This window comes from Streptomyces montanus (assembly GCF_005786655.1).
Taxonomy (GTDB): Bacteria; Actinomycetota; Actinomycetes; order Streptomycetales; family Streptomycetaceae; genus Streptomyces; species Streptomyces sporangiiformans.
The window spans coordinates 1-20,284 of the sequence record NZ_VBZC01000087.1; the positions used below are offsets into that span (position 1 = coordinate 1).

The window sequence follows — 20,284 nt, forward strand, 5'->3', positions numbered from 1 at the left end:
GCGCGCCGTCTCCTCCGGAGACATGACGCGCCGTCACTACGTGACGGACGTCGCACCGTCGCTCCGCGACGGTTTGTAACGCCGCTCCGCGGCGTTACAGGCTGGCTAGGGCCGCCCTCGTCGGTCCGTTACATAATTGGAGTGGCGACATCGGGGCCTTGACTCCTTGCGCGCTTCTGACCTGCTAATTTAATCTCTTAGGCTTTGAAACACCGCCCTCCGGACGCCCCTCCTGTATCTGATGTGTACCCATTATGTACCACTCTCAGGGTCGGTACATAATTTATGTAACGACTACTCTTCGTGTTGGAAGTAGTGGTCTAGACCTCTTGTGAAATTCTTCGTCCCTGAAAGAGGTAACAAAATATCTCAGAGATTCTATTAACTCGCCAAGAGAAAGACATATTTCTGGTTCATTCATTCGCGTTGCATCATCTTTTTCTGGTGAAGGGTTGGATATTCTTTACTGATTCCCTCCGGGGAGTATTCTCCGAAGTGATGAAACCCAAGCCTTTTCAGCGTTGCCTCTCCAGGGTGAAAACGGTCTTGGGGATGACGGTTATGTGCTGGGGCCACCCACGGTCTGGCTGGTGGTCGGCGTGAGAATGACATGGCCCTTCGTTACTCATGTCAGCAACGGTGGGCACCACCCGTCAGCGTCAACCACCAGGTCACCACGCCTGCGCCACTGACACTCAGATGACTAAGGACTGCAGACCATCAGTCACGGATGGTGCCCCTGCACGACTGGCCGGAGCGCGCCCCGGGGCTGTGCGGTACCTGGTCGGGGTGCCGCACAGCCGCGGCTGGAGCGTCAGGATGGCAGGTGCCACTGCTGGCTGGTGCTGCCGTTACAGGTCTCGATCACGAGCCGGGTGCCGTTGCTCGTGCCGCCGCCCGAGGGGGTGAGGCACTTGCCGAAGGCTTTCAGCTCATCGGTGTCCTGGTCGTACATCCACTGCTGTGAAGGGCTGCCGTTGCAGGTGTAGATCTGCACGGGTGTCCCGTCGGCGCTGGTGTCGCCGCGCACGTCCATGCACTTGCCCGCGGCCATCACGGTGCCGTTGCCGGGACGCGTCCAGTCCTGCGCGGCGGTGCCGTTGCAGTCCCAGATCTGGAGCGGCGTCCCGTCACTGTTGTCGCCCCACTGGATGTCCACGCAGCGGCTGGTCTCGGTGGCCGGGGTGATCAGCCCGGTGCAGCTGAAGGGCTTGGGCGTCGGAGCCGGGTGCCGGGTCGGGATCTGCAGCGGCGCGGCGGCGGTGACCCGATGCAGAGCGCGGGCGCCGTCGCGAACCGCCAGCGGGGGGCCGGAGCGCAGGGTCAGCGTCGTGCGCTGCTGTCCGACGGAGATGTCGAATGTGCTGCCGTGCCACTTCACCCCGGTGACATCGACGCCCGGCAGCTGGGTCGGCAGGAACGGATCGACGGTGACGGCGTCGGTTCCCCAGCGCAACCCGGTGAACCCGTAGAGGAATTCCTGCAGGTAGCCGCCCTGGCCGGTGGTGAAGTTGAACGCTCCGCCCCTGCGGGTCTCGTACCACTGGTTGAACGGGGGGGCCTGGTACGGATCCGCGCTGTAGCGGAGGTAGTCGTAGACCTGGCAGCCCGGTGATCCGAGGGCCGCGCTGTTGATGGCGGCGATCGCGTCCGTCATGGACGGCCCGTTGGGGTCGGTTCGCCCCTTGTAGTAGTCGAGGTCGTTCTGGGCCAGGCTGGGCGACATCGGCACGGCCCAGGGGTATTGCAGCAGGGTGACGTCGGCCTGCTTGACGGTCTGCCCGTTGTAGCCCTCGAACTCGGGGTGGATGTTTGTCTTGGTGTCCACCGGGATCTTCAGGCCGTCGGCGACCTTCTTCCACGCCGGGTCGGCGGTCCGGCCCACAAGGTGCGCGGCGCGGATCGCGATGCGCAGTGACGCCTGTGCGCCGGCGTTGGTGGTCACGCTGTTGTCGACCGGGTAGTGGTACTCGTCCGGCCCCATGACGTCGTTGATGTCGTATCCGCCGGAGGAGTTGGGTACGGCGCGGGTGGCCCAGTAGTCGGCGATGCCCTTCAGCGTCGGCCACGCCTTGTCCCGCAGCCACCTCTCGTCGCCGGTCACCTGGTAGTACTGCCACTGCGCCAGGGCGATGTCGGAGTTGATGTGGATCTCGTACGTGCCCCACGGGTCCGGGGCCGTCTCCTTGCCGGTCAGCGCGCTCTCCCAGGCGAACTTGGCGCCCTTGATCGGCTGGCTGGGCGTGGACAGCTTGGCGGCGTTCTCCCGCGCCGCGGACAGCGTCCTGTGCCGGTAGGAGTTCGCCCCGGCCGCTATGTCCGGGTACTGGGCCAGCAGCGCCGGGTACATCCAGGTCTCCATGTCCCAGAACACGTGACCGTTGTAACTGTCCGCGGACAGCCCGCCCGGACTGGTGCTCCAGTCGACACCGGCGCGCATGCTGGCGAGCAGGTAGAACATGGACGCGTGGATCTGCGCGCTCATGGTGGTGTCACCGGGGATGGAGATGCTGGACTGCCACAGGCGCGCCCAAGCCTGGTCGTTGCGGGCGAGCGCGCGCTGATAGCCGCCCTTGGCGGCACGGGCCGCGGTGGTCGCGGCGGCCTGCTGCGGGGTCGCGGCCGCAAGCTTCCGATCGGTGTCGACACTGGAGGCGATGCCCACGAACTTGGTGATCTGGATCGGCTGGCCGGCGCGGACGGGGAAGGCCGCACTCTGCCCGGCGGTGCCGTCGCTGGTCGCGGCGATCGCCTGGGTGGGCACGGTTTTGCCGTTGACGCGCAGGACGGAGTTCAGCCCGGCTGTGACCAGTTTCCCGTCGGTCACGACGGTTTGGGACAGCGTGCCACTCCTGCCGTTCACATGCGACTTGGTGGCGGAGGCGTGGTTGAGTCCCCGGCCGTCGAACTCGTCCACGGCGGTGGCTGTCCCGCTCCAGTGCGGCACGGCCCGCAGGCTCACCGTGGCCAGATGGCCGTCCGCGCGGTTGGCGTTGACGTCGTAGTCGAAGCTGGTGGTGTCACCTGCGGGTGATGTCCAGTCGAACGACGTGGTCAGCACTCCGGTGCGCAGGTTCAGCGACTGCCGGTAGTTGCTGGTGGTGCCGTCGGTGGAAGGGGCGATCGTCGTCGGTGTCTGTGCGCCGCCGCTGCGGCCGAAGCGGAGCGTGGTCCAGGTCGGCAGGCCGGCCCGTTGCTCGTTCTGGTCGGCGCCCTCGGCGTAGAAGCCGGCGAGCTGGGACTGGGTGACGATGGGCGTGCTGCTGTATCCCTGACCTGCCGCGGGCACCCGCGCGGCGAGGTAGCCGTTGCCGACGAACGTCGGTGAGTAGTTCTTCGACGGGTCGTTCGTGCTCAGCACCCAGCTGTCGTCGCCACTGTCCTTGCCCGGTTCGGATGCGGGCGAGGCCGGAACCGCGGCCGTGCCCAGGAACAGGCAGCCGAGGGCCAGCCCGATGGACGTTCTCCTCCAGGTCTTGCGTGAGCGGGCGTGCGGATGGATGGTCGCCGACGGCACCGTGGACTCCGCGGCCCGGTAGCGGCCTCGGGTGCCGGATCCGGCGTGGTCACTCGGCCGGGTCACCATCGGTACCGCGGCAGTCGCCACGGCCGTTAAACGGCACCAGGCCGACCTTCGGCGTGAGGTACCGGGCCTCACTCCTACGTTGCCCAAGGCCTCGCCGTACTCCTTCATGGGAACGCCACCTCCTCGTGGTGGGAACGCGTGGCTGTGTCACGACGGCCTGCCGATGCCGCTCGCGCAGCGGCCCGGGCGGGGACGGATGTCACGGTCCGGTCGACGGGCGCGACTGCAGCCGCGCGATGTCCCCGGTGTACGCACTGACGCAGAACGTCGTGCCGTCGATCAGGGGGACGGTGGCGGCTTCGGGAGCCAGGGGCGGGGGTTCGGCGGTCTTGAGAGGTTGGGGCACTGGGTTCCCTCCGCGGGTGGGGTCGGGTGGGTGAGGTGTGTGTTGCCGGAGCAGCACCCGTGGGGAGGTGTGCTGCTCCGGCGGTGCCCGGTTCGAAGCGATGCGGCAGGCGGCTCATCAGCCGGGTGTGGGCTCCTGTCAGGGCCGGGCCGCGTGACGGATGTCATGGCTGGCTGAGGGTGAAACGGGCGCGAAGCAGGTCGGCGGCGCGTGAGCTGGGGCCGACGAGCAGGTCGAACGCTCCTGGCTCGACGATCCGGCGCCCTTCGGCGTCGACCAGGGAGCATGCCGCGGCGGGGATCGTCAGCCGGACCCGCACGCTGTCACCGGGTGGGACCGTGGCCTGCCGCCAGGTCTTGAGTTCCTGCTTTGCCCACGTGACGCTCGTGACCACGTCGCTGATGTAGGCCTGCACGGTCTCCAGTACCGGCCGGGCGCCGGTGTTGGAGACGGTGACCTCGGCGCGAACCACGCCGTCCCATGCCACGACTTCATCGAGGATGGCCAGGTCGGTGTACTCGATGGTGCTGTAGGACAGACCCTCCCCGAAGACGAAGAGTGGTTCCTGGGTCAGGTCGGCGTAACGGTCACCATGCTGGCCGCGCACCTGGTTGTAGTAGACGGGCTGCTGCCCGACATGGCGTGGCACGGAAAGGGGCAGGCGTCCCGACGGCTCGATGAGACCGAGGACGAGCTCGGCCACCGCCTGGCCGCCTCGCATGCCCGGGTTGAACGCCTCGATCAGCGCTGCCGCCGCCAGCGCGGCATCGGGGAGTACCGAGGGCTTGCCGTGGACCAGCACCACGACGACGGGTGTGCCGGTGGCGACGAGCGCCTCGAGGAGGGCGACCTGTCCGCCCTGCAGCTCCAGGGTCGCGGTCGAGCAAGTTTCACCCGTCAACGCGACGGTGTCTCCGACGACGGCGACGACGTAATCAGCCGCGCGCGCGAGGCTCACCGCCTCCGCGATCAGAGCTTCGTCGACGGGCGCGGGCCCGAACAGGGGCGGACGTGGCTGCCCGTCGGGGTACACCGGTCCTTGCGGGTCCGGCACGAGGCGCCCGATGTCGGCGCCGGGGGCGTAGGTGACCGTCCACCCGTCGGGAACGGCTGCGCGGAACCCGTCGAGCACCGTCGTGACGGTCTCGCGCGGGTGCCCGTCCGGCATCCAGTCCACCTGGCCGGATGCGCCGGCCCAGTCGCCGAGCATGGCCTGCGGGTCGTCGCCGTTGGGGCCGATCACGGCTATCGTGCGAGGGCCCCCGGCGGTGACGGTGTGGCCCTGACCGTCGACGGTCAGTCCGCCGTCGAGGGGCAAGGTGCCGTCGTTGCGCAGCAGCACCAGGGACCTTCGGGCGAGTTCGAGGTTGAGGGCGGTGTGCTCGGCGCACCCGATCACGTCGGCCTGGCGTGTCCGGTCCGGCGCGCGTGGGTCCTCGAACAGGCCCAGTTCCAGTTTCAGTTTCAGGATCCGCCGGACCGCCTCGTCGATCTCCTCCTCTCGCAGCCGCCCCTGCGCGACTGCTTCCTGGGCGCCCTCGAAGAAGTCCGGCGTGGTCATGACCAGGTCGTTTCCAGCCTGCACCGCGACCGCCGCGGCCTCCACAGCATCTGCGCAGACCTTCTGCTCCCACACCATCCGGCCCACGTTGTCCCAGTCGGTCACGAGCGTGCCGGTGAACTCCCATTCGCCCTTCAGGACGTCGTTCAGGAGCCACTTGTTCGCCGTGATCGGGACCCCGTCCATCGCCTGGTAGCCGAGCATGAACGTGCGGCAGCCCTCGCGAGCGATCCTCTCGAACGGCGGCAGAAACCATGAGCGCAGCTTGCGCCGGCTCAGGTCCGCCTCGCTCGCGTCGCGTCCGCCCTGCGTCTCCGAGTAGCCCGCGAAGTGCTTGGCGCAGGCCAGAACCGCTGTCGGGTCGTCCAGTCCCGCTCCCTGATACCCGCGGACCATCGCGGCGCCCAGCTCCCCGATGAGCAATGGGTCCTCCCCGAAGGTCTCGTTCACACGGCCCCATCGCAGGTCGCGGGTGATGCACAGCACCGGCGAGAAGGTCCAGTGGATGCCCGTCGCGGCGACTTCCACCGCGGTGGCCCGGGCCATGCGCTCAACGAGCTCGGTGTCCCAGGTGCAGGCCATCCCCAACTGCGTGGGGAAGATCGTGGCACCCGGCCAGAACGAATGGCCGTGGATGCAGTCGTCAGCGACGAGCAGCGGTATCCCCAGCCTGGTGGCTGCCGCCAGCTCGACGGCAGCGTGCATGCGCTCGGGCGAGGCATGCAGGATCGACCCGGCCAGCTTCGTGGCCACGACGTCCTCCAAGTCGCCCCGGGCGTCCAGCTGCAGCATCTGTCCGACCTTTTCCGGCAGCGTCATGCGGGCGAGCAGATCCTCGAGGCGTTCCTCGAACGGTCTCGAAGGGTCCCGGTAGGCCGGCGCGGTCATGGTCGCTGAGCCCGCGGGGCGCTCTGGGCGGCAGGAGGACTCCGATCCTGCTCCCCGGCACGCAGTTGCCGGGTTCCGGTGTGCTTTTGAACTCATGAGTTCGATCTCCTGGGAAACTGTCGAGACGGTGCATCAGACGCCGTTGCCTGCGGGGGTACGCCTGCAAGCGCGATGGCCTTGGCCACGTTGCCGAACCGGTGGAGGCTGGGTTCGGGCTGCGGACGAAACAGTCGCAGGCGACACCGCTTCGCTCAGGGATCCGCGGGCCCCCTTCGCGTCCGCGGGCCACCCGTCGCGGTTGGTTGTTGCCCTGGGCCTGATGCGCCGCCACGACGACTGCGGTGATGACCAGCTTGCGGCGAGCAGCAACCGCGACGTGGATGGTCAGGCGGTGGCCGGATTGCCTGTCGCGGCGCTGATGGACGCGGAGAAGGACCGCGAGCTTGCAGTCACGCTCTCCTCGACGCGCCGGCGAGGTCACTGGTGGGCAGCAGGTCAGGCCGGCGGGTTGGCATGATCAGCGGCGCGCCCTGACGCAGTGGGTGTGTCGCGCCCGCGACCTCGACTGTCGTCGGGAGACCTCCGGTCAGCGTGATCGTGGTGTGCTCCGGGCCGATCTCGACGTCGAACTCGCGTCCCTGCCACACCATCCGGCGCAGGGTGAGGCCGTCCAGCTGAGGTGGCAAGGTCGGGTCGAGCCTGAGTCGGTCCGCACGCCAGCGCATCCCGCTGAAGCCGTAGAGGAACACCTGCAGGAAGCCGCCCTGTCCGGTGGTGAACGTGAACGCGCCTCCGTGACGCTGCTCGGCGAACTGGTTGAACGGTCCGCGTATGAACGGGTCCACGCTGCGCCGCATGAAGTCGTAGGCCGCGGACCCGGGCGTCCCCAGTGCGGCGTGGGCGATGGAGTGGACGGAGTCGGTCATGGACGGTCCGTCGGGGTCGGTGCGCGGCACGTAGTACTCGAGATCGTTCCGCGCGACCTCGGCGGGCATGGGGTGCTCCCAGGGATACTGCAACATCACCACGTCGGCCTGCTTGACGGTGTCGCCGTCGTATCCGTCGTACTGCGGATGGATGGCCAGATCCTCGTCGTAGGGGACCCGCAGGCCGTCGGCGACCCGGTCCCACTCGGGGTCCGCGGCCACGCCCACGACCTTCGCCGCCCGGGTGGCGGTCCGCAGGGTCTGCGCGGCCGCGACGTTGGTGTACACGCTGTTGTCGACCGGGAAGTGGTATTCGTCCGGACCCATCACCTGGTTGATGTCGTAGCCGCCGGCGGCATTGGGAACGGCGGAGCTCACCCAGAACTCGGCGGCACCCTGCAGCACCGGCCAGGCCTTCTCGGTGAGCCAGCCGTGATCGCCGGTGGCGAGGTAGTACTGCCAGTGGGCGAGTGCGACGTCAGCGGTGATGTGGTGCTCGAGGTCACCCATCTCAAAACCGGGTGGGGTCTGTTCGTCTCCATGCAGCGCGCTCTCCCAGGGGAACCTCGCGCCCGCGAACCCTGTTCGGGTCGCATACTCCTGGGCCGCGGCCAGACGCTGCTGCCGATAGGTGTTCATACCCACCGCGATGTCCGGGTGCTGGGCCAGCAGCGCTGGATACATCCAGGTCTCAGAGTCCCAGAAGACGTGCCCGTTGTAACCGTCGCCGGACAGGCCGCACGGGGACAGGCTCCAGTTCACCCCGGCGCGGGTGCTCTCCAGCAGGTAGAACATGCTCGCGCGGACCTGCAGCTGCAGCACCGGATCCCCCAGGACCTCGATATCGGCCCGCCACAGGTCGTCCCACGCCGCCTCGTGCTCGGCCAGCAGGTCCCCGTACCCGGTGTCCGCCGCGGCCGCCGCGGCGGCGCGAGCAGCCGGCAACGGGTCTTCGGAGTCCTGGGAGCCGGCCACACCGACGTACTTGGTGACCGTGTACGTGCTGCCGGCCTGCACATCGAAGGTGGCCTGCACACCAACCGACTGGACCTGGTCGGTCTCGAACTCGGCGATGTGTGCCGCCATCCCGGTAGGCAGTTCCAGTCGCGACGCGAGCGCTGCGGTGATACCCGTGCCGAGCGTCGTCACCGTCTCGTACGACTCGGCCGCCGTATGGTCGTAGCCCTTGCTCGACTGTTCGGTCAGCCGTGCGCTGGTCCCGTCGAAGACCCCGGACACGCGGGCGCTGCCACTCCAGTGCGGGGTGAAGGTGAGTTGGACCGCGGCCACGCGATGCCGGGCCTGGTGGACCAGTACCTGGTAGGTGAGATCGGTGCGGCGGCCCGCCGGTGAGGTCCATGTCGCTTGTGTGGTCAGCAACCCGGCCCGCAGGTCCAGTGTCTGCCGGTAGTTGCTCACCGCTCCCTGCTCCGGATCGTCCTGTTCGCCTGCGCGCGCCGCCTGTGGCAGCCGGCCGTAGGTGCCCGACTCGTCGGAGAACGCGAGCGTGGACCAGGTCGGGATGTTGGCGTACTGCTCGATCGGGCCGTCCTGGGCGAAGAACCCGGCCAGGTGCGCTTGGGTTTCGATCGGCGTCGTCGCGTATCCCGTCCCCGCTGCGGGGATCCGGCCGCCGAAATAGCCGTTGCCGAGGAAGGTCGGCGCGTAGTCGTCATCGGTTTCGGTGGTGCTGAGCGTCCACCCGGTGTCGGGCCGGGACTTTTCTGTGGGGGTGGTGGTGTGGTCGTCGTGACCGGGAGGAGCGTGCTGGGACCGCGTAGGTGCCGGGTGGTGGGTGGGGTTGTCCTGGTCGGAGGGGTCTTTGTGGGGGGTCATGCGTGCCCTTCTCGGATGGGTGTTGTCGTGGGGTTCATCGGCTGGGAGCGCTGGGTGGCCTGGCGTAGCCCGGAGTTCGGCCACCGGCCTTGTGAACGTGCGTGGCTCAGGACTTGGAGCCAGACAGGGCGATGCCTTCGACGATCTGGCGTTGCGCGAACGCGAACACGATCAGCATCGGTGCCGCCAGCAAGGTCGTGGCGGCCATCAGAGCGGGCCAGTCAGAGGTGTACTGGCCCATGAACTGGTTGACCAGCAGCGGCAGCGTGAACTTGTCGGAGCTGTTGAGGAAGATCAGCGGGTTGAAGAAGTTGTTCCACTGGGCGAGGAAGGTGAAGATCCCCAACGCCGTGAGAGGGGTGCGCAGCAGCGGCAGGATGATCGTCACGAACCTGCGGACCCGGCCGGCGCCGTCGAGCTGGGCGGCTTCCTCCAACTCCACGGGGATGCCTTTGACGTACTGACGCAGCAGGAAGACGCCGAAGGCGTTGAACAGTGCGGGCGGCACGATGATTGCGGCATGGGTGTCCACCCAGCCCAGCCAGCCCATGATGATGTACAGCGGGATGATCGTGAGCTGGCCGGGGACCATCATGGTCGCGAGGAAGACCATGAACAGCCAACGGCGGCCCCAGAAGTCGATCCGCGCGAACGCGTAGGCGGCCATCGCCGAGGTGAGCAGGGAGACCGCGGTGACCGTCAGGGCGATGTAGGTGCTGTTCCAGAACCCGCGGACGAAGTCGGCCCCGTCCAGTGCGGTGCGGTAGCCCTGCTGGTTCCAGTCCTGAGGGAAGAGCTTGGGCGGCTGCATGAAGATCTCGCCCAAGGGTTTGAACGAGGAGAACAGCATCCAGGCGAACGGCAGCGCCATGCCGATGGCGCAGACGAGGAGGACCGCGTGCAGCAGCAGTTTGTGACGGGCGGGCCGGCCGGAGCCGGAAGCGCCCTTGGCGGTCGTGACCGCTCGGCTGATGGTGTCGGAGAAAGTACTCATTCTGTGTAGTGGACCCATCTCTTCTGGGCTGCGAGCTGGCAGCCGGTGACTATGAGCAGGGCCAGGAACAGGAGGAAGGCGAGAGCCGATGCCTCCCCGAAGTTGAACTCGCCGAAGGCGGTCTGGACCACCTCGTAGACGATGGTGCGGGCGGAGTCCGGAGCCCCGTCGCCGAAGAAGACGTAGATGTAGTCGAACACCTGGAACGAGCCGATGATCGAGGTGATGGAGAGGAACAGGATGGTCGGGGACAGCAGCGGGATGGTGACGTGCCGCAGCTTCTGCCACTCCGAACAGCCGTCCAGCAAGGCGGCTTCCAGGTACGAGCGGTCGATGCTCTGCAGCCCGGCCATGAACATGACCAGCTGGTAGCCCAGGCCCTGCCAGATCCCGACGATCGCGAAGGCCGGGATGACGAACCGGGCGTCCTGCAGCCAGTTCGGCGCGGGCATCCCGATCCCGCGTAGCGCGTTGCTGACCGGGCTGATGTCGGGGTTGAACAGCCACAGCCAGATCGCCGCGACCGCGACCGAAGAGGTGATCACCGGGGCGAAGAACGCCAGCCGGTACACCGGGGTCAGCTTGCCGGCCCGCTGCATCAGCAGGGCGAAGAACAATCCCGTGAGCATCAGTCCCGGCACCTGCAACACCGTGAACCAGACGGTGTTGACCGCCGAGCGCTGGATGCGCGGGGAGGACACGACCTCCGCGAAGTTGGACAGCCCGGCGAAGGACCGGGTGCCGAACCCGTCCCAGTGGTAGAACGCCAGCACCAGGGCGAACAGCAGCGGGCCGACCATGAACACCACCAGCCCCAGCAACTGGGGCGCCAGGAACAGGTATCCCGCGGCCGTGTCCCCGCCTCGCCGGCGCCGGCGCCGCCGGTCCGCGTGGACGTCCCCTTCCGCGGACGTCAGCTGCGCCCGGGCCCGGGAACCGGCACTGCTGACGGCCATCAGGCGCCCCCGTTGATCAGCCGGACCACCTTGCCGCTGAACGACTTCGGCGTCTCGTTGCCCGCCTTGAGCATCTTGTCCACCAGCTGCGGGAGTTCGTTGGCGACCTTCGCGCTGCCAGCGATCGCGCTGGGGACGGCGTAGCCCTTGGCCGCGACGTCGTTGAACAGGCTGCCGTGCGCGGGCACGTTGCCCTCGGTGACGATGTCGTCCAGGCCCTTGACCGACGGCACCGCGTTGCCGCCGCCGGACAGGCGGAACCTCTGCCCTTCGGCGTTCAGGTAGTTGCCGAGGAACTCCAGCGCCTTGGCCTGGTTCTTGGACTTGGCGTTGACCGACAGCGCCGCCGTGTTGACCGGTACCGGCATGACGTCCTTACCGGACAGGGAGGGCAAGGGGGCGATGTCGAAGCCGAACTTGAGCTTCTGGACGTTCGGCAGGATGACGCGGCTGGAGGTGACGCAGGCCAGCTGGCCTGCGTAGAACAGCACGTCACCGCTCTGTCCCTGCGGGAGGGTGCCGGAGTAGGCGATGTTTCCCGACTTCAACTGCTCGAACAGCCACGCCAGCGCTTCCTGGGACTTGGGGTCGGCGTCGAACACCGCCTTGCCGGACTCGTCGAAGAGCGTCCCGCCGAAGGTGGACATCCAGCCGAACCAGTCGAACCAGTTGCCGGAACCGATCAGCAGGCCCTTCTTCTTGGTGGCGCGGACCTTGTCGAGCAGGTCGGTCAGCGCGTCCTGGGTCCAGGTGCCCGCCTCGAACTGGGCGGCCGGGTCGGTGCTGACGCCCGCCTCGGCCAGGAGGCCCTTGTTGAACCAGAACACCAGCGGGCTGCAGTCCACCGGCAGCCCGTACAGTCCGGGGCTGCCATCCGCAGGCCTGCACCACTGGTAAAGCCCCTCGTGGAAGTCATCGAGCTTGACCGCGGCGTCGCCACTGTCCAGGTAGTCGGTGAGGTCGAGCAGCTGCTTGGTCTCGATCAGCTTGGCCATGTAGATGTCACCGACGTAGATGGCGTCGGGAGCAGCGCCGGCCGACAGTTGCGACAGCAGCTTGGAGAGGTAGTCACCCACGACCTGTTGGTAAGTGACCTTCACGCCCAGTTTCTCGGTCATCTTCTCGGAGAACCGACGGAACACTTCCGACTGGGGTGGCCCGTCCCAACCCGCCCACTTCAGTGCAGGTCCACTCCCTGAGGAGCCGCCGCCGCATGCCGCAAGGGCGGGCGCTGCGGCCAGACCGAGACTGGCGAACATGCCCGCCTTGAGGAGGTTGCGGCGGTCCACAGCCGTGGTGGCAGCCGCCTCCTTGATCACATTCTTGTGTCTGAACACAGTCGTCCCTTCCGCTGACGGTACGTCGCCGTAGAGCAGCCGTTGTTCGTTTCGCCGCGTCACGGCGCCTGGTCGAGCTTGTGGGCGCAGGTTCGCGGGCCCTCGGTGTCATCGGTATGACTTCTGTGTTACCGATAAAACAGGGACCGTAGGGGCGTTTGCCGCAGCAGGTCAAGAGGTCTGCATGAACGTGACGGCGACCGTCGGAGCGCCGCCCGCACTGGGGCGTCATCGGGAGGGGCCCGGCATGCCCCCTGACCACTTCGCGGATCTTCCACCAGGTCACTGGTGTTCTCTGCGGCGCGAGGCATACGCATGACGACAGCCCGCAGCGATCCTGCGGCCCTGATCGGCGCGACCATAAGGGCGGGCGGGTCGAACATCCTTGACTGTCGCGCTTCCTGCCCACCAGAATGGGCGGATGGGTTTTACCGATCAACCATCGGTTCCGCGGCGCGGTCGGAGACCGGCCACTGAGGGAACGTCAGGGGCGTCAAGGCCGACCATGGCCATGGTGGCGGCGCGGGTGGGAGTTTCCAAGCAGACCGTTCACTACGCCTTGAACTCTCCGGACCGTCTCAGCCCAACAACGTTGCGTCGGGTCCTCAAAGTAGTCGACGAGTTGGGTTACCGACCCAACCAGGCTGCGCGTTCGCTGCGAACGCAGTCTCCGCGGGCCGTGGGCTTTCGGCTGTTGCCGACCACCGAAGGTCAGTCGGGCGGGGTATGGGCGAGCTATCTCTACGAACTCTCGGTAGCGGCACACCGAGCCGACCACGCGGTCTTCTGCCACCCCGCCGCCACCGACGAGGAAGAGATCCAGGTCATCCAGGAGATCTTCAGCACGAACACCGTCGACTGCTTCGTGATCACTTCCACCCAGGACCACGACCCTCGTATCACCTTCCTGCGCGAACGCGGCATTCCCTTCGTCTCGTTCGGGCGCCCCTGGGGTCATCCCATGTCGGACACGTGGTGGGTCGACGTCGACGGCGCCGCCGGTACGGAGCAGGCCGTGGACCATCTCACCGAACGCGGTCACCGGCGCATTGCCTACTTGGGCTGGGACGGGCGCAACGGGTTCGGGGACGACCGGGAGTCCGGCTGGCGCCGGGCCATGCGTTCACATGGCTTCTCGACCCGTGATCTCGCGGTCCGCGGGCCCGACGAGATCAGCACGGGGCGGGAGCTCGCCGGCCGACTCCTCGACAGGAAGACGCCACCAACAGGCTTCGTGTGCGTCAGCGACACGATCGCGATCGGTGCGCTCCGAGCGTGTCACGAGCGGGGACTGGCCGCCGGCCGTGACGTCGGCGTCGTGGGATTCGACGACAGCGTCGGCGCACACTTCGTCGACCCGGGGTTGACCAGCCTCGCCCAGCCACTGGAACTGGTCGCACGACACACCATGCGCCTCCTCCTCGACCGGCTCAAGGACCCGGACGCCAAGGCCGAACAGGTCCTGCTCCGGCCCACCCTCGTGGTCCGGGAAAGCACCGTGCCCCAGTGAGTCAGGGGCGCGGGTCGTACAGCGCCCGGCCACCGGGGCCGAACTGCCCGAGCTCCGTCTGGAGGGAGACGCCGGTGTCGACCTCGTCCGGCTTCCAGCCGGTGATGTGCCGGTGATGTCGAGCAGCAGGCCGTCCAGCGGCCCGCCGACCAGTTCAGCGTATTGCTATCCCCGCTGCGGGCCGGAGTGGTCGGGATCGGTGCCATAGATCCGGCCGCGCAGCAGCTGCTCATCGTCGCTGTCCATGCCGTCCAGCCACCACCGACAACGCAGGCTTGCCCAGAGCCGCCTGGACTTGCCCGCGCTGACGGTGGAGAGGATTGCCCGGGTCAGGTGCGGAAGCGTGAGAGCCAGCCGCTGGCCTTTTGCGCGGCCTGTGCTGCTTCCTGCTCCTGGCGCTCGCGCTCGGCTTCTTCAGCTCGTCGTTCGGCCTCGATGGCACGGTCCTCGCACCGTTCGCACAACTGCGGGTACCAATTGGGCCCGCTCCAGTGGTCCACGGCTTCGACGGCCTCCCAGCGGTTGTCGGTGAACTTCGTGCCGCAGCTGGTGCAGACAGGCCGTCGGGCTTCTCGGTCGCGGGTCTTCTGTTCAGCCAGGCGCTGCTGTTCGGCCCTGTACGCCTCCTGACGGGCTTTCGCAGCGGCCTGATTGCGGGCGCGACGTCATCCATGCGCCGGTTGCCGATCGCGTCCAGGAGGCACTGGCGGCCGTTGCGGCCGAAGCGCCAGAACGCCGGTCCGGCCGGGCCGTGTTCGCGCAGCAGCTCCAGGTTGGTCGTCACGATCGGGATCTTCCCGTCGTACGAGTGGTAGCCGCCTTCGCGGTACCAGTCGCCTTGCCAGTGGGAGCGGGTGAGTTCGGCGCCCTTCTTCATCTGGCTCAGGGCGGGTCGAGGGCCGACCTGGTGGAAGACGAGCAGGACCGGCGGGTGCGCCACATCGGCTTCTCCTTGCCGTCGGTGTCCTTCACCTTGCGCCGGTAGAAACGCATGTACTTGTCGAACTTGCCCGCGATGGTCGCGGCCTCCTCGTAGCAGTTGTCGGCCTCGATGAACAGCAGCGGCACCCCGGCCTCCGGGGAGCCTTCGGGAAGTCACCTCGGACCACCTCCACGACGCGCTGGAGAACCTGACCGGGACCACCCGACGGCAGCTTGCCATCTCCCTTCGCAGCCTGTTCCGGGCTCTCAAGCGGGAGCGGCTCGTCTTCCGCGACCTTGCCCGCCACCTGGCCGTGGGTGATCTGACAGGTATCCCACGGCCGGTTCTCTCCGACCTGCTGCCCGGCCTGCTCGACGACGCCGAGACTCCGTTCGCGCGCCTCGCCATCGTCCTGGCTGCTGTGCACGCCGTCCCCGCCGGCGAGATCCGTACCGTGCGCACCGCCGATCTGAACCTCGCCCGGGGCACCCTCGAACTGCGTCGTGGCCTGCTGCGGCACACCCTCTACCTGGAGGAACTCACCCACCAGCTCACGGCCGACTGGCTGACTTACCGCCACCAGCGCTGGCCCACCTCCGTCAACCCCCACCTGCTGGTCAGCCAGAAAACCGCCCTCGATCCGGACCACCCGGCCGTGCACAGGGTCACCATGCAACTGATCCTGCCCAAGGGCCTGACCCTCGACAGGCTGCGCCAGGACCGGATCCTCGACGAAGCCTTCGCCACCGGCGATCCGCTCAAGCTCATGAGGCTCTTCGGCATCAGCGAAGGGACCGCCATGCGCTACGTCGGCACCGCCTACCCGGAGCGAACCGCGAAGCTGCCCAGGTAGCGGTTACGATCCACTGCCCGCGATCGGGGCCATGGTCCCGCTACTGTGCCGCTGGTGACGACACAGCCCCCCTCTTCATCTCGTGATCCGGCACCGATCGTGGATCGCGAGGATCTCAAGGTGATCCGCCGGGAGTTCAGTCTCGGCGAGGTCCACGGCTTGGTCTTCCTGCCCAACGGAGTACTCAACCGTAACTGGCGGATACAGACCGGCAACGGTGACTTCGCGCTCAAGCTGCTGCATCGCGCCGATGCCAAGGAGGTGTCACGTAGCGCGCGGGTTCTTACGGCCCTTGCCCGACTCGGGCTACCGGTGCCGACGTGGGTGCCGACCCGGGGAGGCGAACCACTACTGCAGATCGGACCGCGCAGCTATGGACTGTCACACTGGGCAGACGGTACGCATCTGCCGGGCCGTCAACTGTCCCTGGAGCAGGCCGCGGAATTCGGAACCCTGGTCGCCGACCTGCAGCGGGTCCTCAATGATCCCCTGCGCGTCCCGCTACCCGGCACCGGGCCGCGGCCGCAGGCCAGTCCCGGCGGGGTGGAGTCAGCGCTGGCAACCGTCGAGAGGTTGGCCGCAACCTGCCGCGCCCTACCGAACCCGACTCCCTTCGACACTCGAGCGCTGGATCTGCTGGAGCGTCGCAGGGAGCTCTTGGCCGCGCACGCCGGGCACGCTCCCTCCTTCGGGCCGTGGGGCGGGCCGTACGGATGGACTCACGGAGACCTGGGATGGCGCAACATCCTGCATCACCACGGACAGGTCAGTGCCGTGTTGGACTGGGACCGTTTGGCTGTGCGGTCCTTCGCTCATGAGGTCGCCCGTACCGCGGTAGTCCAGTTCGACAGCGAGGACGGTGTGCTTGACCTCGCGAGGGTGGCGGCGTTCGTGCGCGGCTATCGGGCTGCGACCCCGCTCCCGCGAATGGTGCTGGCGCAGGCGGTGGAACGCTTGTGGTGGAAGCACCTGGTCAGTTTCTGGATCTTCGAGTTTCATTACGACCAAGCCGACGCCTCAGCCGATGTGGTCTTGGAGCCGGTCGAGCGCCTGGCCGCCTGGTGGAGCAGCCATCGCGGGGCGGTCCAAGACGCTTTCGCCAGCTGAGCACAGCCTCCCGACCGGCGGAACCCGTGCTGATCCAGAAAGGTCTGGAGGGCAGTCGGTGGTCGCGGTAAAGGAGTTTCCCGCGCCAGTGGCGGGCCGCTGAGACGCTCGATGTTCACGGTGACAGCCATGAACATGTGGTGGTCGGCGTGAGAATGACATGGCCCTTCGTTACTCATGTCAGCAACGGTGGGCACCACCCGTCAGCGTCAACCACCAGGTCACCACGCCTGCGCCACTGACACTCAGATGACTAAGTGGTCAGCTCCGGAAGTCCTTCGGGGGTTGATCAGGCTGCCAGGGCGATGGAGGATTCCTCTTGTCGGTCGGCGGGCTCGTGCCGGTCAATTCGGGCCAGTAGATCGTCCAGGTCGGAGGTGGTGAACCTCCACTGGAACGGCTGTGCCGTGGCGTTGTATCGGTCTTCGAAGGCTCGGAGCCGGTTTCGGACCTCGTTGAGGTCGGTGAAGTCGTTGGGCGTGACGACCTTGCGTTGCACGATGGAGAAGAAGATCTCTATCTGGTTCAGCCAGGAGGCATGGACGGGGGTGTGGACCAGGACTGCGGTCGGGAACCGGGTCGCCAGGCGGTCGATGGCTTTCTTCCCGCGGTGCGAGGAGCCGTTGTCGACGACGAAGAAGACGCGTTTCGCGCTGGCGTAGGGCTCGGCGGTCATGACCTGTTCGACCAGGTTCATGAACGGCAGGATCCCGGTAGTGCTCTCGCAGCGGCCGAAGACTTGTGCCCGGTGGACGTCGTAGGCGGCCAGGTAGGCCACAGCTCCGCCCCGGCCGTAGGTGTGGTTGACGCGCATCGCTCTGGCCTGGCCCGGGGCGAGGGTCGGATGACAGCGGCAGCGGGCCTGGATAGAGGTCTTCTCGTCTGCGGAGATCACGTACTCGTCTTCGCCGAGCGGGGTGTCCTCGAAGGTGCGGGCATGCAGGTCAAGGACCCGCTGTGCCTTGGCCCGGAAGGCGGGGTCGGTGATGAAGATCCACGATCGGTACTGCCAGGGCTTGAGGGCGTCCTGGTGCAGCCAGCGGCGCACGGTGGACGCCGAGATGGTGCCTGTGATGCCGCGCGCGGTGAGTTCGGCGGCCAGCTCCGGGCACGACCAGCGCGATAGCGGAACGCGGCTCTCGGCGGGCAGTTGACAGGCCAGTGCCTTGGCCTGGGCGACCTGCAGGGGGGTGAAGCGGGCTGGGCGCCCGGAACGCTTGCGGTCGGCCAGGGCGGGGATGCGGCCGTCGGCGAACCGGCTCCGCCAGCGGCGCACGGTATCCAGATGCATGCCTGTCTCCCGGGCGATGCGCGCGTTGGAGCGACCGCGGGCCGCATGCAGCACGACCTGTGCGCGCATCCGGGCCTGGTAGGCGCTCTTGTGGCCATAGGCGACCCTCTTCAGCTGGTGGCGCTCGGAGGCGGTCAGCATCACGGGTATGGCGAGGTGTGCGGGCATGGGTGGCGGGGTGCCGGTCCTTCGGGGCAGTGGGAGGGCATGCTTGTGCCGCGGCGCCTGCTCTCTGGTTCCGGCAGTGCAGCGGCCGGGCTCCAGGCGGATGCGCTGTTGCATGCAGGGTGCGGTGGAACGGTGGCCGAAGGCGTGGCTGGCCGAGCCTGCATACCGCCGAGCACGTCCGCCCGTTCCGTCGCAGGTTGCCGCCCCCACGAGTTCAGCTGGTTGGGGGTAGCACCGGGCCGGAAACCTCAGGATTGAACTGTCGCGGCCAGTTCGGGGAAGGTGACGCCGGTCAGTTCCTCGGAGACGGTCCACAGGCGCCGGGCGGTGGCCGGGTCGCTGCCCGCCGCCGAGCGGCCGACCAGGCTCGGGGTGCCACGCATCTCGGCCCTGCCGTCGGGGCCGACGAAGCTTCCGCCGGGCAGGTCCTGGACGGCGGCATACAGGGAGTTGAGCGCACCGGCGTGACTGTCCTGGGCGACGAACTTGTTGCCCAGGCGCAGGAACAGGCGCCGTAGGGGGTTGGCGTCGTTGCTCTGGAGGTTGGTGGCGGCCCAGCCGGGGTGCGCGGCCATGGCGCGAACTGGCGAGCCCGCCGCGGTGAGCCGTCGCTGGAGTTCCAGAGTGAACAGCAGGTTGGCCAGCTTGGACTGGCTGTATGCCTTCATGGGGTCGTACTCGCCGGTCAGGTTGAGGTTGTCGAAATGGATGCGGGGGCTGCCGGGGGCCTTGTGGGCGGCGGAGGACACGGTCACCACGCGGTCGGTGATGCGCGGCAGCAGCAGGTTGGTCAGGGCGAAGTGGCCGAGGTGGTTGGTGCCGAGCTGCATCTCGAAACCATCCTTGGTGGTGGCCTCGGGGAGGTTCATCACGCCGGCGCTGTTGACGAGCAGGTCCAAGTCGCCCTGCCAGCCGGCGGCGAACGCGTGCACGCAGGAGAGGTCTGCCAGGTCGAGGCGGCGCACCTCCACGCTCCCGCGCACAGTTGCGGCCGCTGCCTCGCCGCGCCGCACATCTCGCACGGCGAGGACGACGTGGGCGCCCGCTCCGGCCAGCGCCTCGACGGTAGCGAGGCCGACCCCGCTGTTGGCGCCGGTCACGACGGCGGTGCGGCCGGTCTGGTCGGGCATGTCGGTTGCGTTCCAGGGCCGGGTGTTCGTGGTCTTCTTCACGACCCCAATGTATGCGGTGATAACAATGTATGCAACGCCAACAATGTGGGCGTTGCTCACATCCGGATAAACTGAGGTCATGACGAACCGCCCCTACCACCACGGAGACCTCCGCGCCGCACTGCTCACACGTGCCGAGCAGACCCTGCGAGAGAAGGGGCCGGACGCACTGTCCCTGCGGGAACTGGCCCGCGACATCGGGGTAAGCCCCGCCGCACCCAGCCGCCACTTCAAGACCAAGCAGGCCCTGCTGGACTCACTGGCGCTGACTGGCTTCGAGCGGGTCGCCGGGGCCATCACGGCGTCACAGAAAGAGGCCGGCGGGTCGTTCGCCAAGCAGCTGGATGCCTTGGCCCGGGCCTATGTGGGCTTCGCCGTGGACAACGCCGCGCTGCTCGACCTGATGTTTTCGGCCAAGCACAGCCCGGAGGCGTCGGACGCGTTGGGTGTGGCCGCCAGCCGCTGGGCCGGGCAGATCGTCGAACTGATCGGTGAGGGCCAACGCCGAGGAGAGGTGCGGCAGGGGCCGGTAGAACGAGTCGGCCTGCCGGTCTTCGCCGCACTGCACGGATACGCCAGCCTCGCGGTAAGCGGCATGCTCCCGCCTGAAGTGGCCGAGCACGGACTGGACGACGTGATCGTGTCCATCCTGCGCGGATGCGCGCCGGAATAGAGACACGCGGACAGCCGCCCCGGCAGTCGGTAGGTGCAGGAGAGCCGGCACCGGGCGGCGAGAACCCCTCTGACCAACGCTTCACGCACAGTATCCCCACGGGGTCAAGCCCCGAAGGACTTCAAAACGCGACCACTAAGGACAACGGGCACTCCCCT

The 20,284-nt window shown here is 67.6% G+C and carries 15 protein-coding genes and 2 pseudogenes; 5 read left to right on the forward strand and 12 right to left on the reverse strand.

Annotated features, from left to right (window positions below; translation table 11 throughout):
• Positions 1–814 precede the first annotated feature (814 nt).
• From FE633_RS42880 to FE633_RS42905, 7 genes are all read right to left on the reverse strand, one after another.
• Positions 815–3,607 (reverse strand): ricin-type beta-trefoil lectin domain protein, encoded by a 2,793-nt coding sequence (locus tag FE633_RS42880; RefSeq protein WP_138050592.1) that lies wholly within the window; start codon positions 3,605–3,607, stop codon positions 815–817.
• A 178-nt stretch (positions 3,608–3,785) separates the two neighbouring features.
• The gene (locus tag FE633_RS47575) at positions 3,786–3,932 is read right to left on the reverse strand and encodes a hypothetical protein (RefSeq protein ID WP_171060354.1); all 147 of its coding nucleotides are present in this window, start codon (positions 3,930–3,932) and stop codon (positions 3,786–3,788) included.
• A 163-nt stretch (positions 3,933–4,095) separates the two neighbouring features.
• Positions 4,096–6,381, reverse strand: coding sequence for an exo-beta-d-1,3/1,6-glucosidase (locus FE633_RS42885; RefSeq protein ID WP_138050593.1), 2,286 nt, complete (start codon positions 6,379–6,381; stop codon positions 4,096–4,098).
• A 449-nt stretch (positions 6,382–6,830) separates the two neighbouring features.
• Positions 6,831–9,143, reverse strand: coding sequence for a glycosyl hydrolase family 65 domain-containing protein (locus FE633_RS42890; RefSeq protein ID WP_138050594.1), 2,313 nt, complete (start codon positions 9,141–9,143; stop codon positions 6,831–6,833).
• Between the two features lie 106 nt (positions 9,144–9,249).
• Positions 9,250–10,137, reverse strand: a complete 888-nt coding sequence (locus tag FE633_RS42895) for a carbohydrate ABC transporter permease (protein WP_138050595.1) — start codon at positions 10,135–10,137, stop codon at positions 9,250–9,252.
• Complete coding sequence (locus FE633_RS42900; protein ID WP_138050596.1) at positions 10,134–11,093, reverse strand: carbohydrate ABC transporter permease; 960 nt, start codon at positions 11,091–11,093, stop codon at positions 10,134–10,136. The genes FE633_RS42895 and FE633_RS42900 overlap by 4 nt, the downstream gene beginning before the upstream one ends.
• Positions 11,093–12,430 carry an extracellular solute-binding protein gene (locus FE633_RS42905; RefSeq protein WP_212747344.1) on the reverse strand — a complete coding sequence of 446 codons (1,338 nt, stop codon included), beginning with the start codon at positions 12,428–12,430 and terminating at the stop codon, positions 11,093–11,095. The genes FE633_RS42900 and FE633_RS42905 overlap by 1 nt, the downstream gene beginning before the upstream one ends.
• Positions 12,431–12,941: 511 nt before the next feature.
• On the opposite strand from FE633_RS42905, the pseudogene FE633_RS49935 reads away from it, so the two are divergent.
• A pseudogene (locus FE633_RS49935) lies at positions 12,942–13,058 on the forward strand (LacI family DNA-binding transcriptional regulator); the annotation flags it as partial.
• 66 nt (positions 13,059–13,124) lie between these two features.
• Positions 13,125–13,940 (forward strand): substrate-binding domain-containing protein, encoded by an 816-nt coding sequence (locus tag FE633_RS42910; RefSeq protein ID WP_171060353.1) that lies wholly within the window; start codon positions 13,125–13,127, stop codon positions 13,938–13,940.
• A gap of 1 nt (position 13,941) precedes the next feature.
• On the opposite strand, the pseudogene FE633_RS48975 reads toward FE633_RS42910, so the two are convergent.
• The 3 genes and pseudogenes from FE633_RS48975 to FE633_RS42920 form a co-directional block, all read right to left on the reverse strand.
• Positions 13,942–14,186, reverse strand: a pseudogene (locus FE633_RS48975) (hypothetical protein).
• Between the two features lie 83 nt (positions 14,187–14,269).
• Positions 14,270–14,440 carry a hypothetical protein gene (locus FE633_RS47585; RefSeq protein ID WP_171060355.1) on the reverse strand — a complete coding sequence of 57 codons (171 nt, stop codon included), beginning with the start codon at positions 14,438–14,440 and terminating at the stop codon, positions 14,270–14,272.
• Between the two features lie 382 nt (positions 14,441–14,822).
• The gene (locus FE633_RS42920) at positions 14,823–15,008 is read right to left on the reverse strand and encodes a hypothetical protein (RefSeq protein ID WP_138050598.1); all 186 of its coding nucleotides are present in this window, start codon (positions 15,006–15,008) and stop codon (positions 14,823–14,825) included.
• A 167-nt stretch (positions 15,009–15,175) separates the two neighbouring features.
• On the opposite strand from FE633_RS42920, the gene FE633_RS42925 reads away from it, so the two are divergent.
• Entirely contained in the window at positions 15,176–15,715 is a 540-nt protein-coding gene (locus tag FE633_RS42925) for a hypothetical protein (protein ID WP_342791269.1), read from the forward strand.
• A 54-nt stretch (positions 15,716–15,769) separates the two neighbouring features.
• A complete protein-coding gene (locus FE633_RS42930; protein WP_171060356.1) occupies positions 15,770–16,822 on the forward strand; it encodes a phosphotransferase in 1,053 nt (350 codons plus the stop codon).
• Positions 16,823–17,111: 289 nt separating this feature from the next.
• Here FE633_RS42930 and FE633_RS42935 read toward each other — a convergent pair whose 3' ends face one another.
• On the reverse strand, positions 17,112–18,281 hold the full coding sequence (locus FE633_RS42935; protein ID WP_246114090.1) for an IS630 family transposase: 1,170 nt from the start codon (positions 18,279–18,281) through the stop codon (positions 17,112–17,114).
• Positions 18,282–18,529: 248 nt separating this feature from the next.
• Positions 18,530–19,411, reverse strand: coding sequence for an oxidoreductase (locus FE633_RS42940; protein ID WP_246114092.1), 882 nt, complete (start codon positions 19,409–19,411; stop codon positions 18,530–18,532).
• Positions 19,412–19,532: 121 nt separating this feature from the next.
• Here FE633_RS42940 and FE633_RS42945 point away from each other — a divergent pair, with 121 nt between their 5' ends.
• A complete protein-coding gene (locus FE633_RS42945) occupies positions 19,533–20,126 on the forward strand; it encodes a TetR/AcrR family transcriptional regulator (RefSeq protein WP_138050601.1) in 594 nt (197 codons plus the stop codon).
• Positions 20,127–20,284: the final 158 nt, after the last annotated feature.

What these genes read in the sequence shown, in the direction of transcription:
- FE633_RS42885 (WP_138050593.1), bottom strand. Translation starts at nt 6,381, where the DNA reads ATGACCGCGCCGGCCTACCGGGACCCTTCGAGACCGTTCGAGGAACGC.
- FE633_RS42890 (WP_138050594.1), bottom strand. Translation starts at nt 9,143, where the DNA reads ATGACCCCCCACAAAGACCCCTCCGACCAGGACAACCCCACCCACCAC.
- FE633_RS42895 (WP_138050595.1), bottom strand. Translation starts at nt 10,137, where the DNA reads ATGAGTACTTTCTCCGACACCATCAGCCGAGCGGTCACGACCGCCAAG.
- FE633_RS42900 (WP_138050596.1), bottom strand. Translation starts at nt 11,093, where the DNA reads ATGGCCGTCAGCAGTGCCGGTTCCCGGGCCCGGGCGCAGCTGACGTCC.
- FE633_RS42935 (WP_246114090.1), bottom strand. Translation starts at nt 18,281, where the DNA reads ATGCCCGCACACCTCGCCATACCCGTGATGCTGACCGCCTCCGAGCGC.
- FE633_RS42940 (WP_246114092.1), bottom strand. Translation starts at nt 19,411, where the DNA reads ATGCCCGACCAGACCGGCCGCACCGCCGTCGTGACCGGCGCCAACAGC.
- FE633_RS42945 (WP_138050601.1), top strand. Translation starts at nt 19,533, where the DNA reads ATGACGAACCGCCCCTACCACCACGGAGACCTCCGCGCCGCACTGCTC.